Genomic DNA, 16,157 nt, shown 5'->3' with positions numbered 1-16,157 from the left:
TTCCCCTAACTGTTCGGATAGCACTGGGCACGCGCCGCGTTCAAGTCTAGTGCAGGGGTAGCATCGTCATAATGGCCTTATTCATATGGAGCCGTGAGTGTATTCACAAATCCACCCTCTTTTTCGTGGCCGCCGCAGTGGCCGCGATGACGGCCTGCACGGCGGTTCCCCCCACCACCCCGGCGACCTCCAGCCCCGCGCCGGCCTCAACCCCGGGATCAGAGCGTCCGACGACGGCACCTCCGTCCGCTTCCCCCTCACCTGACCCCGGGCTGCTGCCGCTGGGCTGGGGCCCCGAACAGCGGGACCAGGATGCCGCCGCTGCCGCCGTGATGGCGATGTCGGTGGAGCAAAAAGCCGGTCAGGTGCTGATTCCGCTGTATGCCGGTACCGACGCCGAAGCCCAGGCCGCAACCATTGAACGCCTCCATCTGGCCGGGTCCATCATCATGGGCGACAACGTCCCGCTCGACGCCCGCGGCCAGACGGATCCGGCTGCCATGGCGACGGTCAACGCCCGGCTGGCCCAGGCCACAAAAGCTGACGGCAGGCCCTGGCCCGGGCTCATCGGCGTGGACCAGGAGGGCGGGATCGTGGCGCGGCTCGGTGCGCCCCTGACCGAATGGCCAACAGCCCTGAGCTACGGAGCCGCCGGAAATGTGCCGCTCGCCAAGGATGCAGGCCGCGCCCTGGCCGCGGAGCTCGGGTCGCTGGGCTTCACCGTGGACTTCGCGCCTGTTGCGGATGTGACCATGGGGCCCGCAGATCCAACCATCGGTGCCCGGTCAATGTCCGGCAACCCGGACGCAGCGGGAGCGCTGGCCGTGGGGTTCTCTCAGGGCATGCAGGAGGCCGGCGTCCTGCCCGCCCTCAAACACTTCCCGGGACATGGCTCCGTGACGGTTGACTCGCACCAGGACCTTCCGGTGCAGCCCGCGGGCATCGCAGAGCTCGAGGCTCGGGACTGGAAGCCCTTCCGGGCAGCCATATCCGCCGGTGTGCCTATGGTCATGACCGGGCACATCGCCCTACCGGCCCTGGAACCCGGCGTCCCGGCGTCGTTGTCCGGCCCCACCTACGCTGCGTTGCGCGGCATGGGTTTTAAGGGTGTGGCCGTGACCGATGCCCTCAATATGGGGGCAGTCCAAAAGCAATACCCGGGCGGCTCTGCAGCAACGGCGGCGCTGGCTGCCGGCGCGGACCTGCTGCTGATGCCCACGGACGTGGGGCAGTCCCATGCGGCCATCGTCAGCGCCGTGGCGGCCGGAACCCTGCCCGCGGCGCGCCTGGACGAAGCAGCCATCCGGGTGGCTACCATGATGATTTGGCGCGGCCGCGTCACCTCGGCGTCCGCCGGCTCGGCCCCTGCCAGCGCAGCCCCCGGCAGCGGCGGCGATATCTCGGCGCGGGTCTCCGCGGGCGCCGTCACAGTTCTGTCCGGCCACTGCGGCATCCCAATCGTCCAGGGCAGCCTCCGGATCACGGGCGGATCAGCGCAGGACCGGGCACGGTTTGAGGCGGCCGCGGCGAAGGCCGGGCTTGGCACCGGGGCGGGCCCGCTGGTCAGCCTTATCGGTTACGCCGGGCGGCCGGGCGGGGGCGATATCGCCGTCGCCCTGGATGCGCCGTGGCCGCTGCAGGATTCCAGCGCGCCGGTAAAGATTGCGCTGTACGGCCGGACCCCGGGTGCGTTCGACGCACTGGTTGCCGTCCTGGCAGGCAAGGCGACTGCCCCGGGAAAGCTGCCCGCCGCCGTCGGAAGCTATCCGGCCGGAACGGGTTGCCCGTAACCTGGCCCGCAACACATCGCCGAATCGCTCAACGGCGGTTTAATGGTCGGGTGCCCATTCTGAATAAAGACATGACCTTGTGTATTTCGCTGTCGGCCCGGCCCAGCAACAACGGGACCCGGTTCCACAACCACCTCTACGACCAGCTGGGCCTGAACTGGATCTACAAGGCCTTTGCCCCCACCGACCTGGCCCAGGCGATCGCCGGCGTCAGGGGCCTGGGCATCCGCGGCTGCGCTGTGTCCATGCCGTACAAGGAGGACGTGATGGCCCTCGTGGATGAGTTGGATCCCTCCGCCAAGGCCATCGATTCGGTCAACACCATCGTGAACACCGACGGGCATCTGTTGGCCTACAACACCGACTACACCGCCATCGAGCAGCTCCTTGCCGGCAACGCCGTGCCCGCGGATTACTCGGTGCTGGTCCAGGGTGCCGGCGGCATGGCCAAGGCCACCGTCGCGGCCCTGCGCGACGCAGGCTTCACGGACGTCACGGTCATCGCCCGGAACGAAGACGCCGGCCGGGCGCTCGCTGAGCAGTACGGGTTCCAGTGGCGGGCAACGCTCGACCGCGGGACGGCGGACCTGATCATCAACGTCACGCCCATTGGTATGGCGGGCAGTCCGGAAGTGGACTCCTTGTCCTTCCCGGAACATGCCATCGCGGCAGCCAAAGTGGTGTTCGACGTTGTGGCGCTGCCGGCCGAGACGCCGTTGATCAAGACGGCCCGGGCCGCCGGGAGACAGGTGATCACGGGCGCCGAGGTGGCGACCATCCAGGCGCTCGAGCAGTTTGTGCTCTATACCGGCGTGCGGCCCACCGACGAGCAGGTCCGGGCCGCCGAGGACTTTATGCGCGCCCAGTAGGGCCCGGTCTCGGGAGCGTTCGCGGTCTCAGACCGGTTCCACCGAGATGGCCACCCGGTCCTCCCCAATACGGGTCAGGACCAGGGTGGCTGTTTTTTGTCCGGCCTTCTTGCCTGCACCTTTGTTGCCGGCGAACAGCTGCTTGCGCAGTTCCTCCGGGGTTACCGATGTGCCGCGCTTTTTGATGTCCAACACCGTGATGCCGTTCTGCTTCACCCAGGCCTTGAGCGCCTTGACGTTGTACGGCATCACTTCCAGGACCTTGTACGCCCGGGCGAAGGGCGTGTCCACCAGTTCCGGAGCGCAGATATAGGCGATGTGCTCGTCCAGCAGGTGCCCGCCCAATTGAAGCGCGACGTCGGCCACCAGGCCGGCACGGATCACCGCACCATCGGGCTCATACAGGTAGCTCTCTGCCGGACCCACCGGCGCCGCGGGACCGCCGTCGAAGTCGTCAGCGCTGGTCAGCTCGGCGGCACCTTGCGCACCAAGCAGCAGCGCGGCGCGGCGGATTCCGGGCCGGCGCACGGAGTTGAACCACAGGGCCACCTCGGTGACGTCGCCGCCCACCGATATCCACTGCGCCTCGCAGCCAGCGGGAACAGACTCGTGCGGCATGCCGGGGCCCATTTTTACGCCAACGGCGCGCCCGGTGGCCGCGAGCGATTCCACAAAGGACAGGGGCGGTGAAAATGCCTCAGGATCCCAGATCCGCTTGGTACCCGACGTGGAGGTGACGCGGCGTGCGGGATCCAGCCAGACGCCGTCGACCCCGTCCAAAGGGACGGTGGTGGCGTCCGAATGCACCACCGTGGCGTTGGGGAAGGGGATCAGGTTGACCGTGGCGCAGGCGGCGGTGGTTTCGTCCATCTCCACGGCCGTGACCGTGATGTCCATTGATGCCAAGGCCAGGGAATCCGCGGCAAGGCCACACCCGAGGTCAGCCACATGGCGGACGCCGGCCTGCGCAAAGCGCTCGGCATGCCTTGCCGCGACCGTGAGACGCGTGGCCTGTTCCAGCCCGGCCTGCGTGAAGAGCATGCTCCGGGCGAACTCGCCGAACTTCAGCTCGGCCTTGGTGCGGAGCCGGGACTGGGTGAGGACGGCGGAGACCAATGCGGGGGAGTGACCGGCCTTGCGTAGGGCCGCGTTGAGTTCGAACGCCTTGTCCTCGCGGTACGGGCCCAGGGACGCCAGGAGCTCCCAGCCTTCGCTCGTGAGCAGTGGGGCGATCTGGTCCTGCGGTGCTTGAGCCATGGGTTCAAGCCTAGTGGAGGGGGCCGGTGGCCAGATCCGGCTAGGGTTGAAGGCATGGAAGACAGTGCAGGCACCCAGCCGTCCGGACCACCGCAAGCCAGTAAGCCGGACCTGGTGAAGTTCGCCCGCCCCGCGCTGATTGCAGGATCCGCAGTGGCCGTTGTCTGCGTCGCGCTGCTCGTGATCATCTTCTTCCTGGACACGTTCAACGCCACTGTCTACTCCGTGGGCGGCAAGAACATCCAGGACGCCACGGATGAGGCAGGGGAGATTCGCGGCCTATACGCCGGAGCACGCGTAGGCGGCATCATCATGCTGGTGGTCTCGCTGCTGGCTGCCGTGGGCGGCGCCGTGGTTCTGTATCTGCAGCGGGGCATAGTCGAAGAAGGGGACGACGGCGACGAGGACGTCGACCTTGAGGACCTCACCGGCCGGTAAAAGGCTGTTCGCCGGAGACATAATTCTGGCACTCGCCTTGACCGAGTGCTAACCAAAACATAGAGTCATCATTAGCACTCTCCCTAGGAGGGTGCTAACACATGACGAGCTGCCAGCCAGGCTGCTGCCGGCACCGCGACGACGGTTTGCCAGCCACGGCGAAACAGCTCAACTGTCCACAAATTTCGCTGACGTAGAAGGAGAGGTCCGAGTGTCGGTCTCTATTAAGCCTCTTGAGGATCGTATTGTTGTCCGCCCGCTCGAAGCCGAGCAGACCACGGCTTCCGGCCTGGTTATCCCGGACTCCGCACAGGAGAAGCCGCAGGAGGGTGAAGTTGTTGCAGTAGGCCCCGGCCGCTTCGAAGACGGCAACCGCGTGCCTGTCGACGTAGCCGTTGGCGACGTTGTCATCTACTCCAAGTACGGTGGAACCGAAGTCAAGACCGGTGGCAACGAGTACCTCGTGCTGTCCGCCCGCGACGTTCTGGCGATCGTCGTAAAGTAACTCTTTGGATCCCCGTGCCGCTGATCATGCATTCCGCTGGTCAGCTGTGCGGGGTTCTGTCTTGAAAGGACAAAACCATGGCAAAGCAGCTTGCGTTTAACGACGCTGCCCGCCGGTCGCTTGAAGCCGGCATCGATAAGCTCGCCAACACTGTCAAGGTGACGCTCGGCCCCCGCGGCCGCAACGTTGTCCTCGACAAAAAGTGGGGGGCACCCACCATCACCAACGATGGCGTCACCATCGCGCGTGAAATTGAGCTTGATGACCCGTACGAGAACCTTGGCGCGCAGCTGGCCAAGGAAGTCGCCACGAAGACCAACGATGTTGCCGGCGACGGCACAACCACGGCTACCGTGCTCGCCCAGGCCCTGGTCAAGGAAGGCCTGCGCAACGTTGCGGCGGGCGCCGCTCCGGGCCAGATCAAGCGCGGCATCGAGGTTTCCGTAGAAGCCATTGCAGCCCGCCTGCTCGAGAACGCACGCCCGGTTGAAGGCACCCAGGTTGCCAGCGTGGCAGCTATCTCGGCCCAGAGCGACGAAATCGGCGAGCTCCTCGCCGAGGCATTTGGCAAGGTCGGCAAGGATGGTGTGATCACCATCGAGGAGTCCTCCACCACGCAGACCGAGCTGGTCCTCACCGAAGGCATGCAGTTCGACAAGGGCTACCTGTCCCCGTACTTCGTGACCGACTCCGAACGCCAGGAAGCCGTTCTCGAAGACGCCCTTATCCTGATCAACCAGGGCAAGATCTCCTCCGTGCAGGACTTCCTGCCGCTGCTGGAGAAGGCGCTGGCGAGCTCCAAGCCGCTCTTCATCATTGCCGAAGACGTTGAGGGCGAGGCCCTGTCCACGCTGATCGTCAACCGCATCCGCGGCACCCTGAACGTTGTTGCCGTCAAGGCTCCGGGCTTCGGCGATCGCCGCAAGGCCATGCTGCAGGACATTGCAACCCTCACCGGTGCGCAGGTCATCTCCGCGGAACTGGGCCTCAGCCTGGATTCGGTTGGCCTTGAGGTGCTGGGTACCGCCCGCCGCATCACGGTCACCAAGGACAACACCACCATCGTTGACGGCGCCGGTTCCGCAGAAGACGTCGCAGCCCGGGTTTCCCAGCTGCGCGCCGAGCTCACCCGCACCGACTCCGACTGGGACAAGGAAAAGCTCCAGGAACGCCTGGCCAAGCTGGCCGGCGGTATCGGTGTCATCAAGGTCGGCGCAGCCACCGAAGTTGAGCTGAAGGAAAAGAAGCACCGCATCGAAGATGCAGTGTCCTCCACCCGCGCCGCCCTCGAAGAGGGCATCGTTGCCGGTGGCGGTTCCGCTCTGATCCACGCCCTGAAGGCCCTCGACGAGGATCCTGCAGTCAAGGCACTCGAAGGCGACGCCGCCGCTGCTGTGGGCATCGTCCGCCGCGCGCTGGTGCAGCCGCTTCGCTGGATCGCCCAGAACGCCGGTTTCGACGGCTACGTTGTCACCGCCAAGGTTGCCGAGCTCGAAACCAACAACGGCTTCAACGCCAAGACGGGTGAGTATGAGGACCTGATCGCAGCCGGTGTCATCGACCCGGTCAAGGTCACCCGTGCAGCCCTGCGCAACGCGGCATCCATCGCTGCGCTGGTTCTCACCACCGAGACCCTCGTAGTGGAGAAGCCCGCAAACGAAGACGAGCACGCAGGCCACAGCCACTAGTCCCCACCGGCTCCCAAGTCTCGCTTCGCTCGACTTGGGTCCCTCGCCGGTGTGGGCCCACCCACCGGCTCCCAAGTCTCGCTTCGCTCGACTTGGGTCCCTCGCCGGTGTGGGCCCAGTGCCTCTGCATCAAGTCATCGCACAAAGAACCGGTCCAGCTTCGGCTGGGCCGGTTTTTTGTCGCCCCTACGTGGCCGACATTTCCTGCGTTTCAACGTCGCCCGCACGCTCGTAGACCAGAGACACCGCCCCCTTCGGGAAAGTGCGTGCCGGCTCCGCGAGGCGGAATGAGGCGGGGATAGTCCCGGCGTCGAAGAGGCGCTTGCCCTGCCCTAGGGTGATCGGATAGAGCCACAGGTGGAGGCGGTCGATCACGTCTGCCGCGAGCAATGAACGGATGAGGACGCCGCTGCCGAACATGTGCACTTGGTCGTACTCCTCGCGTAGCCGACCCGCGGCCGCGGTATCCGCCAGTACCGTAGTGCCCGCCCAGCTCGGAGCAGTCAGGGTGCTGGAGACAACGAACTTGGGCACCCGGTTGAGCGTGCCGCCGATATCGTTGGACTGGTGCGGCCAGTAGGCCGCGAAGATGTCGTAGGTCTTCCGGCCAAGGAGCAGGGCGTCGATGCGGTCGATCTCGGCGCCGATGGCCGCGCCGGCCTCGTCATCGGACACCGGCGCTTGCCAGCCACCGAAAGGGAAGTCGCCCTCGGTGTCCTCCTCGCGACCGCCGGGTGCCTGGTAGACGCCGTCGAGGGTGATGAACAGGTTCGCGACGATGACTCCCATGCGTTCATTCTGGAACTGCGTTCCGGCACTGTCCAGAGTCGGCGGCCGTGGCAGACTGATGCCATGCTGCTCGATGAGCTCGTGAAAACCTCGGATGCCGTCGCGTCCACCCGCTCCCGGCTCGCGAAGGTCGACGCACTGGCCGATCTCCTGCGCCGGCTCGAGCCAGTGGACATCGCGACGGCCGTCGGCTTGCTTATCGCCCAGCCGCGGCAGGGCCGCGTCGGCATCGGCTGGCGCGGCATGACGGCGGCCATGGGGGAGCCGGCCGCTGAGCCGAGTCTGACGCTGGCCGACGTCGACGCTGCGCTGGACGGGCTGCTTGCCACCGCAGGCGCTGGATCAGCCGCGGAGCGCGCCGCGACTCTCCGGTTGCTCACGGCGGCGGCCACCGAGCGCGAGCAGGCCTTCATCGCCGGCGTGCTGCTCGGTGAACTGCGTACCGGCGCCCTCGAAGCGGTGCTGACGGACGCCGTTGCCCGCGCTGCAGATCGGCCTGTCGACGCCGTACGCCGCGCCGCGATGCTCTCCGGCAATCTCGGCGAGACGGCCTTGCTGGCGATTAAAGGCACGGCGGACCAGCTTGACGACGTGGGCCTCGTCGTCGGCCGTCCCGTGCGGCCCATGCTCGCCGCAACCGCGGCCAGTGCCAGCGCGGCGCTGGAGGCCACGGGGGAGGCATCCGTGGAATACAAGCTCGACGGGGCGCGCATCCAGGTGCATCGCGCCGGCTACGATGTTCGCATCTACACACGCACCCTGGCCGAGGTGACCCACCGGCTGCCCGAGGTGGTGGAGGTGGTGCGCGGACTGCCGGTACGCGATGTGATCCTCGACGGCGAGACCCTCACCCTCGACGAGGACGGCCGCCCCCGACCGTTCCAGGAGACCATGTCGCGGTTCGGGGCGGACGCGGCGCGCACCACGGTGCTGCACCCGTGGTTTTTTGACGTGCTGCACGTGGACGGGCGCGACCTGCTCGACGAGCCGCTGTCAACGCGCCTCGGTGTGCTCGAGCGCATCGCCCCCGAATACCGGATCCCGGGGGAGATCACGGCGGATGCGGCCGTTGCTGAGAGAGTGTCGCGCGATGCGCTCGCCGCGGGCCATGAAGGCGTGGTGGTGAAGGCGGTCCGATCGGCCTACGCGGCCGGTCGGCGTGGGTCCAACTGGATCAAGGTGAAGCCGGTGCTCACCTATGACCTGGTAGTGCTCGCCTGCGAGTGGGGGTCAGGGCGGCGCACCGGGCTGCTGTCGAACCTGCACCTGGGAGCCCTCGACCCGACTGGGGAGTTCGGCGAACCCGGTGGCTATGTGATGGTGGGCAAGACATTCAAAGGCCTCACCGACGCCCTGCTGCGCTGGCAGACCGAGAGGTTCCAGGAGCTCGAGGTGCGCCGCACGGCGGGGACCGTCTGGGTTGAGCCCATCACGGTGGTTGAGATCGCGATCGACGGCGTGCAGCAATCCTCGCGGTATCCGGGCGGAATCGCGATGAGGTTCGCACGAGTCAAGCGCTACCGCGACGACAAGACGGCAGCGGAGGCCGACACCATTCAGACGCTCCGCGGGCTGCTGCGTTCGTAGGGGCGGATCCCTGTCCCGGCCCACCGCGAATCCACACGCACGGCCACCTAAGGTGCCCCACGCGACCGGATCCTGATTGGCCATCGGCACAGCGGCTCCGTAGGCTTGATGCTTTGCTTACCCGCTTGGAGAGGTCTCTGTGTCCAGTGCACCAGCCGAGGCTGCCCCGCGCCCTGCGCTGGACGCAAAGACCGTCACGCGGACGCCCGCCCGGAAACCGACGTTCCGTCCCGAAGTCCAGGGCCTCCGCGCGCTCGCCGTTCTGATGGTGGTGACCTACCATGTGTGGCTTGGCCGGGTGTCCGGCGGTGTGGATGTCTTCCTCCTGATCTCGGCCTTCCTGCTGACGCTGTCCTTCGTCCGGAAGGTGGAAGCCGGTACCTCCCTCAATCTCCTCCGGCACTGGCTGCACCTCTTCAAACGGCTGCTGCCCGCTGCCGTCGTGGTGATCCTCGGGGTCCTGGCAGGCACCTGGCTCATCCTCCCGCAAGGCCGCTGGCCCGTCATCCTGGACCAGGCCTGGGCAGCGCTGCTGTACCGGCAGAACTGGCTGCTGGCGGACACCGCCGTGGACTACTACGCCCAGGACCACGCCTCGGCGAGCCCCCTGCAGCACTTCTGGTCCCTGTCCATCCAAGGGCAGGTCTTTATCCTGTGGCCGCTCGTCTTTGCCGCCTCCGCTGGAGCGTGGCGGCTCCTCCGGCACCGGTACAACGTCAGCTATCGGGCCGTAGTGGCAGCCGCGTTCGCCGGGATCCTCGTCGCCTCGCTCGCGTTCTCGATTGACCAGACGGCCACGAACCAGGCGTACGCCTACTTCGACACCCGGACCCGGCTCTGGGAATTCGCGCTTGGATCGCTGCTGGCGCTTGGCCTGCCGCACCTGAAACCGGGGAAACTCCTGCGTGTGGTGCTCGGCTGGGCCGGCCTGGTGGCCATGGTCTCCTGCGGTCTCTTGCTGACAGTGGACCGCGCGTTTCCCGGTTTCGTGGCGCTGTGGCCCACGCTGGCTGCCGCAGCGATCATCGTGGCTGGACAATGCGGGAGCCGGTACGGCGTGGACCGCCTCCTGAGCTGGAAACCGCTGGTCTCTCTGGGCGACAACTCCTACGCCCTCTACCTGTGGCACTGGCCGGTCCTGGTGCTTGCCCTGGCAGCTACCGGCATCGAGGCTCCCACCTTCATCCAAGGCGCGGCGATCATCGCCGCCTCGGTGGTCCTGGCCGTCCTCACCACCAACTTTGTGGAAAAACCCCTCCGGGAGTGGCGCTGGCCGCAGGTGCGCACCTGGCGCACCGCCGTCGTCGTGGTTGCCTGCTGTGCCCTTCTGGCCGGACCGGTGGCGGTCTGGCAGACGAGCCTCACCGCGGAGGAAGCCGCCACTGCCGCCCAGCCCCGCGAGCTGACGCCGGGAGCCGCCCTGCTGGCCCCGGGCAACGCCGGGGCGTCCGCTCCGCAGGGGAGGATCATTCCCGGGCCCACCGCGCTGGATAACGACTGGGCCGGAATCAATGCGCCGTGTGTCGGTCCCAATGCCGCGGAGGACACTGTCCTTGAAGGGTGCCGGCAGGCCGCCCCCGAAGGTGAAGCCACCAAACGAATCGTTGTGCTGGGTGACTCCCATGCCCAGCAGTATCTGGCCGCCCTGGCTCCCACCGCGGAAGCCCGCGGCTGGGAGCTGGTCACCCTGCTGATGCCGGCATGCCGTTTCGGGGCTGAATTTGAGACGCGAAGTGCCGAGTGCAACGCCTACAACCGCGCCAGCGCAGCGTACGTGCTGGAACACCGGCCGGATGCCGTCTTTACCGTGGCCACCCAGACCCACGAGGAAGCACCGTTCGAGACCGAGGTGCCGGCGTACCTCGATGGCATCCAGCCCATTGCGGACGCCGGCATCGAGATCGTCGGCATCCGGGACAACCCGCGCTTCACCATCAACATGCCCGAGTGCGTCCAGCGCCACGGCGCGGACGCCCCGGCCTGCAACCCGCCGCTGAACGAGTCCCTGGTGGAGCCGTCCCCGCTGGAGAGTTACCGCGGGAAGGTGGACGGGCTGTACCTGATGGACCTTAGCGACTTCATTTGCGCCGGCGGTATCTGCCCGGCCGTGGTAGGCAACGTCTACGTGTACAAGGACGACAACCATCTCAGCAGGACGTATGTGGAAAGCATGATTCCCATGTTTGAGGAGCGGATGCTGGCGGCGACGGGCTGGAACTGACACGCGCCCTGAGTGCCGTTGCTCACAATGGGCTTCCGGAATAGGGGGATCGGCGTGGAGGTTCTAATATTTATTCAAAGCTTTCTGCACGGTGTCCGCGCATGAGGCACCGCATGTACCAAGGCCCTGCACGGACCAGTCCCGTAATGACGGGCTGGTCATTAGCTGCAACCCCTACCCGTGAACCCATAACCAAGGTAAGAGGCGCACTCATGACCCAGCCCGAGCACAATCCTTTCGGCTTCATCGGCCTGACCTACGACGACGTCCTGCTCCTCCCGGGCCACACGGATGTCATCCCGTCCGAGGCTGATACGTCATCGCGGATTTCGAAGCGGATCACCGTCCACACGCCGCTGCTGTCCGCCGCTATGGACACGGTCACCGAATCCCGGATGGCGATTGCCATGGCGCGCCAGGGCGGCCTGGGTGTTATCCACCGCAACCTGTCCATCCAGGACCAGGCCGACCAGGTGGACCGCGTGAAACGCAGCGAGTCCGGCATGATCACCAACCCGCTGACCATCGGCCCTGAGGCAACGCTGGCGGAACTTGATGAGATCTGTTCGCAGTACCGGGTGTCCGGGCTCCCCGTTGTGGACGAGGGCTTGCGGCTCCTCGGCATTGTCACCAACCGCGACACCCGCTTTGTGCCCGAAGCCGACTTCCCGCTGCGGCTGGTCAGCGACGTCATGACCAAGATGCCGCTGATCACCGGGCATGTTGGCATCAGCCGTGAGGAGGCCTCCCACAAGCTGGCCACGAACAAGATCGAAAAGCTTCCGCTTGTTGACGAGCAGGGCCGGCTCAAGGGCCTCATCACCACCAAGGACTTCACCAAGGCCGAGCAGTACCCGCTGGCCACGAAGGATGACGAGGGCCGGCTCCGCGTCGGTGCCGCCATCGGCTTCTTCGGTGACGGCTGGGAGCGCGCCATGGCACTTGTCGACGCCGGCGTGGACGCATTATTCGTTGACACGGCCAACGGCCACTCCCAGGGCGTGCTGGACATGATCCGCCGCCTGAAGTCCGATCCCGTCACGGCGCACGTGGACATCATCGGCGGCCAGGCTGCCACCCGCGAAGGTGCCCAGGCCCTGATCGACGCCGGTGCCGACGGCATTAAGGTGGGCGTGGGGCCCGGCTCCATCTGCACCACCCGAGTGGTGGCCGGCGTGGGTGTCCCGCAGATCACCGCCATTTACGAATCCGCCAAGGCAGCCATCCCTGCCGGCGTACCGTTGATCGCCGACGGCGGCCTGCAGTATTCGGGCGACATCGGCAAGGCGCTGGTTGCCGGCGCCGACACCGTCATGCTTGGTTCCCTCCTGGCCGGGTGCGATGAGTCCCCGGGCGAGCTCATCTTCGTCAACGGCAAGCAGTTCAAGAGCTACCGCGGCATGGGCTCGCTGGGCGCCATGCAGTCCCGCGGCAAGAACACGTCCTACTCCAAGGACCGCTACTTCCAGGCCGACGTCTCCGGTGATGACAAGCTCATCCCCGAGGGCATCGAAGGCCGCGTTGCTTACCGCGGCCCGCTCGCCTCAGTGGCGTACCAGCTGGTGGGCGGCCTCCGCCAGACCATGTTCTACACCGGCGCGCCAACCATCCCGGAGCTCAAGGCCCGCGGCAAGTTCGTCCGCATCACCCCGGCCGGCCTCAAGGAATCGCACCCGCACGACATCCAAATGACCGTGGAGGCCCCGAACTACGGTTCGCGCTAATCCCCGGCGCCTCCCTGACCTCGCTGCGCTTCGGCCAGGGAACCCGGGCGCCGTGGGCCCACCCGGCGCCTCCCTGACCTCGCTGCGCTTCGGCCAGGGAACCCGGGCGCCGTGGGCCCACCCGGCGCCTCCCTCCGGGCGGAACTAGGCTGGAGCCATGTCCCAACCACGCCATCCCGCCGATCTGAACCCAAAAAGGGACCCCCAGCCGCGGTTGGCCCTGAGGCCTTACGCCAGGGCTGTGGCGCAGGTGCTGCGGGTCAGCTTCCAGGCCTCGCCGGCCGCCGTCGTGATGAAAGTAATCGGTTCGCTCATTTCGGCGACGCTGCCATTGGTGACCACCTACTTCGCAGCGCTGACCACCACGGCGCTGGCTGCCGCTTATTCCGGTGATTCCGCAGCAGGCCAGCAGGCCATTGTGTACGTCATCATCACGGCTGCCCTGGGGCTCTTCTGGGGCGGCTTCAGCAGCGTGGACCGCTACATCCAGCAGCTCATGAGCTTCAGGGTGGGCGCGATTGTGGGCGACCAGATGTATGAGCGGTTCCTGGCCCTGGAGTTCTGGCGGTACGACGACAAAGTAACGGTCGACCTCTACGACCGGGCCAAGCGGTTCTCTGATTCCTATGCGCGCGTGCTGGACCGGATCGCGGCCATCTTCACCCAGCTGGTCTCGGTAATCCTGGCCGTGGGGGCCCTGCTGCTGGTCAGCTGGTGGATCGCGGTGATTGTCCTGGTGGCCATCGTGCCCAGCGTCTACCTGCAGTTCAAGCTCTCGCGCGAACAGATCGCGCACTGGAACACGCAGGTGGACTCCCGCCGGCAGCGGCGGATGATCGAGACCAACCTGCTCCGCCCGCAGCACATCGCCGAGATGCGGCTCTACGGGATTGTGGGCTACCTGATGGATCTCCGCTCCCGGCTGCGCGACGCTGATGAGCGGCGCCGCCTGGACTTCCAGAAGCGCTACATTCCCAAGCAACTCGCCGCCGATGCCCTGCAGTACGGCGCCGAGGTGATCTCCCTGATCTGGGTGGTGGGCCAGATCATCGCCCGCGCCCAGCCCGTTGGCCAGTTCCTCTATGTCCAGCAGATCGTCAGCCGCGCATTGTCCACAGCCAACAGCCTGGTCTCCTCTCTCAGTTCGATTGACGAGGACCTTGCCAATCTCAAGGACTACGAGCTGTTCATGGCCATGCGCGTGCATTCGGACCACTCGCCGCCGTTGCTGCAGGGACCCAAAACAGTGGAGCTGCGGGACATCCACTTCACCTACACAGGCAGCGACACCGAGGTGATCCGCGGCATCAACATGACCATCCGCGAGGGCCAGCACATCGCCGTCGTAGGTGAGAACGGTGCCGGAAAGTCCACCCTGATCCGAATCCTCGCCGGGCTCTACCGGCCGGACTCAGGGCAGGTAATGCTCGACGGCGTCGATCTCGCCGCCGTCGACGTGAAGTCCTGGCACCGCCACCTGGCGGTGCTGAGCCAGGAGTTCCTGAAGTACGAGTTCGCCACTGCCGCCGACAACATCCGCTTTGGCGACGTCGAGTCGCCCCGTGATGATGAACGGATCCGCCGGGCGGCCAGCGACGCCGAAGCGCTGGAGTTCATCAATAAGCTGCCCAACGGCCTGGACAACTACGTCAGCAACTGGATGGAGGATCCGCGCGGCCGGAAGGGGAGCGGGCTCTCGGGCGGCCAGTGGCAGCGGCTCGCGATGGCCCGGAACTTCTACCGTAACGCCACCTTCATGGTGATGGACGAGCCGACGTCTGCCATTGACGCGCTGGCCGAGCACCGGATCTTCACCCGGCTGTTCGCGGACCGCAGCAGCACCATCATTGCCATCAGCCACCGGCTCGCCACCATTGAGAAGGCCGACATTGTCTACATGCTCGAAGACGGTCAGATTGTGGAACAGGGGACGCACAAGGAGCTGGTGGCCTTGCGCGGCCGCTACTTCAGGATGTTCGAATCGCAGTTGACGGCCGTGGAGGATAACCTAGAGCAGTGACTTACGAGATCGAGATCGGCCGTGGCAAGCGTGGGCGTCGTGCCTACTCCCTGGATGACATTGCGATTATCCCCAACCGTCGTACCCGCGACCCCAAGGACGTTTCCGTTTCCTGGCAGATCGATGCCTACAAGTTCGACATGCCCGTGATTGCTGCCCCGATGGATTCGGCCATGTCCCCGGAGACGGCCATCGCCCTGGGCAGGCTGGGCGGACTCGGCGTGTTGGACCTCGAAGGCCTCTGGACCCGGTACGAGCACCCGCAGTCCATCCTCGACGAAATAAGCGCCCTCCAGGACGAGGTTAACAGCCCTGCCGTGACCGGCCGGATGCAGGAGCTGTACCGCGCTCCCATCCAGCCGGAACTGATCACGTCCCGCCTCGCCGAGATCCGCGCCGCGGGCGTCACCGTGGCGGGCTCTCTCACCCCGCAACGCACCCAGGAACACTACAAGACCGTGGTGGCCGCCGGCGTCGACATCTTCGTGATCCGCGGGACCACGGTCTCGGCCGAGCACGTCTCGAAAGACCACGAACCCCTGAACCTCAAGCAGTTCATCTACGAACTGGACGTCCCCGTGATTGTGGGCGGGGCGGCCGGCTACACGCCCGCCCTGCACCTGATGCGCACCGGCGCCGCCGGCGTCCTGGTCGGCTTCGGCGGCGGAGCCACCGCAACCACCCGGCGCGCCCTGGGCATCCACTCGCCCATGGCTTCCGCCATCTCCGACGTTGCGGCCGCCCGCCGTGACTACATGGACGAGTCCGGCGGACGGTACGTCCATGTCATTGCCGACGGCGGCATGGGCACCTCAGGTGACATCGTCAAGGCAATTGCCATGGGCGCCGACGCCGTGATGCTGGGCAGCGCCCTCGCCCGCGCCGAAGAAGCCCCCGGCAAGGGCTGGCACTGGGGCCAGGAAGCCCACCACCTGGAGCTTCCCCGCGGGGACCGCGCCAACGTCGGCACCGTCGGACCGCTCGAAGAGGTGCTCTTCGGGCCCGGCCACCACACTAACGGCACGTCCAACCTGATCGGCGCACTCCGCCGTTCGATGGCGACCACCGGCTATTCGGACCTCAAGGAGTTCCAGCGCGTCGACGTCGTAGTTTCTCCTTACACCGGTAACTGACGCCCGCTCACTGATTAACGGCCGCCGCCCCCGATTCCATCTGGAGCTCCTCCCTCGGTGGACCCTGCCCTGCCCAACCGGGCGGCAAAGAAGTAGTGTTGATTAACTACCGGCAGCAGCGGCAAGGGAGGCGTTC

Annotated in this window: 12 protein-coding genes; 10 read left to right on the top strand and 2 right to left on the bottom strand. The window is 66.3% G+C overall.

All coding sequences use genetic code 11. The annotated features are described in order from the left end of the window. Positions 1-338 precede the first annotated feature (338 nt). Both ACQCSV_RS14640 and ACQCSV_RS14635 read left to right on the top strand, forming a co-directional pair. Positions 339-1,790, top strand: a complete 1,452-nt coding sequence (locus tag ACQCSV_RS14640) for a glycoside hydrolase family 3 N-terminal domain-containing protein (RefSeq protein ID WP_354223001.1) — start codon at positions 339-341, stop codon at positions 1,788-1,790. 50 nt (positions 1,791-1,840) lie between these two features. Continuing rightward, positions 1,841-2,659 carry a shikimate 5-dehydrogenase gene (locus ACQCSV_RS14635; RefSeq protein WP_354222995.1) on the top strand — a complete coding sequence of 273 codons (819 nt, stop codon included), beginning with the start codon at positions 1,841-1,843 and terminating at the stop codon, positions 2,657-2,659. 27 nt (positions 2,660-2,686) lie between these two features. Here ACQCSV_RS14635 and ACQCSV_RS14630 read toward each other — a convergent pair whose 3' ends face one another. Further along, positions 2,687-3,916, bottom strand: a complete 1,230-nt coding sequence (locus ACQCSV_RS14630) for a class I SAM-dependent methyltransferase (protein ID WP_354222993.1) — start codon at positions 3,914-3,916, stop codon at positions 2,687-2,689. Between the two features lie 54 nt (positions 3,917-3,970). Between ACQCSV_RS14630 and ACQCSV_RS14625 the strand changes: the two genes are divergently transcribed. From ACQCSV_RS14625 to groL, 3 genes are all read left to right on the top strand, one after another. Continuing rightward, positions 3,971-4,354: a hypothetical protein gene (locus ACQCSV_RS14625; RefSeq protein ID WP_426938667.1), complete on the top strand. Its 384-nt coding sequence runs from the start codon at positions 3,971-3,973 to the stop codon at positions 4,352-4,354. Between the two features lie 211 nt (positions 4,355-4,565). Continuing rightward, positions 4,566-4,859, top strand: coding sequence for a co-chaperone GroES (groES, locus tag ACQCSV_RS14620; protein WP_056344177.1), 294 nt, complete (start codon positions 4,566-4,568; stop codon positions 4,857-4,859). A gap of 77 nt (positions 4,860-4,936) precedes the next feature. Beyond that, positions 4,937-6,547, top strand: a complete 1,611-nt coding sequence (gene groL, locus ACQCSV_RS14615) for a chaperonin GroEL (protein ID WP_248759662.1) — start codon at positions 4,937-4,939, stop codon at positions 6,545-6,547. Positions 6,548-6,733: 186 nt separating this feature from the next. Here the strand turns inward: groL and ACQCSV_RS14610 are convergent, their stop codons facing one another. Beyond that, entirely contained in the window at positions 6,734-7,336 is a 603-nt protein-coding gene (locus ACQCSV_RS14610; protein WP_354153374.1) for a dihydrofolate reductase family protein, read from the bottom strand. A 63-nt stretch (positions 7,337-7,399) separates the two neighbouring features. On the opposite strand from ACQCSV_RS14610, the gene ACQCSV_RS14605 reads away from it, so the two are divergent. The 5 genes from ACQCSV_RS14605 (at position 7,400) to ACQCSV_RS14585 (ending at position 16,021) form a co-directional block, all read left to right on the top strand. Further along, entirely contained in the window at positions 7,400-8,923 is a 1,524-nt protein-coding gene (locus tag ACQCSV_RS14605) for an ATP-dependent DNA ligase (RefSeq protein ID WP_354153375.1), read from the top strand. A 139-nt stretch (positions 8,924-9,062) separates the two neighbouring features. Beyond that, positions 9,063-11,144 (top strand): acyltransferase family protein, encoded by a 2,082-nt coding sequence (locus ACQCSV_RS14600; protein WP_426938666.1) that lies wholly within the window; start codon positions 9,063-9,065, stop codon positions 11,142-11,144. 212 nt (positions 11,145-11,356) lie between these two features. Continuing rightward, positions 11,357-12,868, top strand: a complete 1,512-nt coding sequence (gene guaB / locus ACQCSV_RS14595) for an IMP dehydrogenase (RefSeq protein WP_354153376.1) — start codon at positions 11,357-11,359, stop codon at positions 12,866-12,868. 157 nt (positions 12,869-13,025) lie between these two features. Beyond that, a complete protein-coding gene (locus tag ACQCSV_RS14590) occupies positions 13,026-14,888 on the top strand; it encodes an ABC transporter ATP-binding protein (protein ID WP_354153377.1) in 1,863 nt (620 codons plus the stop codon). Beyond that, on the top strand, positions 14,885-16,021 hold the full coding sequence (locus ACQCSV_RS14585; protein WP_354153378.1) for a GuaB3 family IMP dehydrogenase-related protein: 1,137 nt from the start codon (positions 14,885-14,887) through the stop codon (positions 16,019-16,021). The genes ACQCSV_RS14590 and ACQCSV_RS14585 overlap by 4 nt, the downstream gene beginning before the upstream one ends. Positions 16,022-16,157: the final 136 nt, after the last annotated feature.

The organism is Pseudarthrobacter sp. S3, assembly GCF_050156905.1.
Lineage (GTDB): Bacteria > Actinomycetota > Actinomycetes > Actinomycetales > Micrococcaceae > Arthrobacter.
This window is presented reverse-complemented; position numbering and strand designations above follow the sequence as displayed.

Coding starts and splice junctions, on each gene's coding strand:
- guaB (WP_354153376.1), top strand. CDS start 11,357: ATGACCCAGCCCGAGCACAATCCTTTCGGCTTCATCGGCCTGACCTAC.
- ACQCSV_RS14590 (WP_354153377.1), top strand. CDS start 13,026: ATGTCCCAACCACGCCATCCCGCCGATCTGAACCCAAAAAGGGACCCC.
- ACQCSV_RS14605 (WP_354153375.1), top strand. CDS start 7,400: ATGCTGCTCGATGAGCTCGTGAAAACCTCGGATGCCGTCGCGTCCACC.
- ACQCSV_RS14640 (WP_354223001.1), top strand. CDS start 339: ATGTCGGTGGAGCAAAAAGCCGGTCAGGTGCTGATTCCGCTGTATGCC.
- groL (WP_248759662.1), top strand. CDS start 4,937: ATGGCAAAGCAGCTTGCGTTTAACGACGCTGCCCGCCGGTCGCTTGAA.
- ACQCSV_RS14625 (WP_426938667.1), top strand. CDS start 3,971: ATGGAAGACAGTGCAGGCACCCAGCCGTCCGGACCACCGCAAGCCAGT.
- ACQCSV_RS14610 (WP_354153374.1), bottom strand. CDS start 7,336: ATGGGAGTCATCGTCGCGAACCTGTTCATCACCCTCGACGGCGTCTAC.
- ACQCSV_RS14630 (WP_354222993.1), bottom strand. CDS start 3,916: ATGGCTCAAGCACCGCAGGACCAGATCGCCCCACTGCTCACGAGCGAA.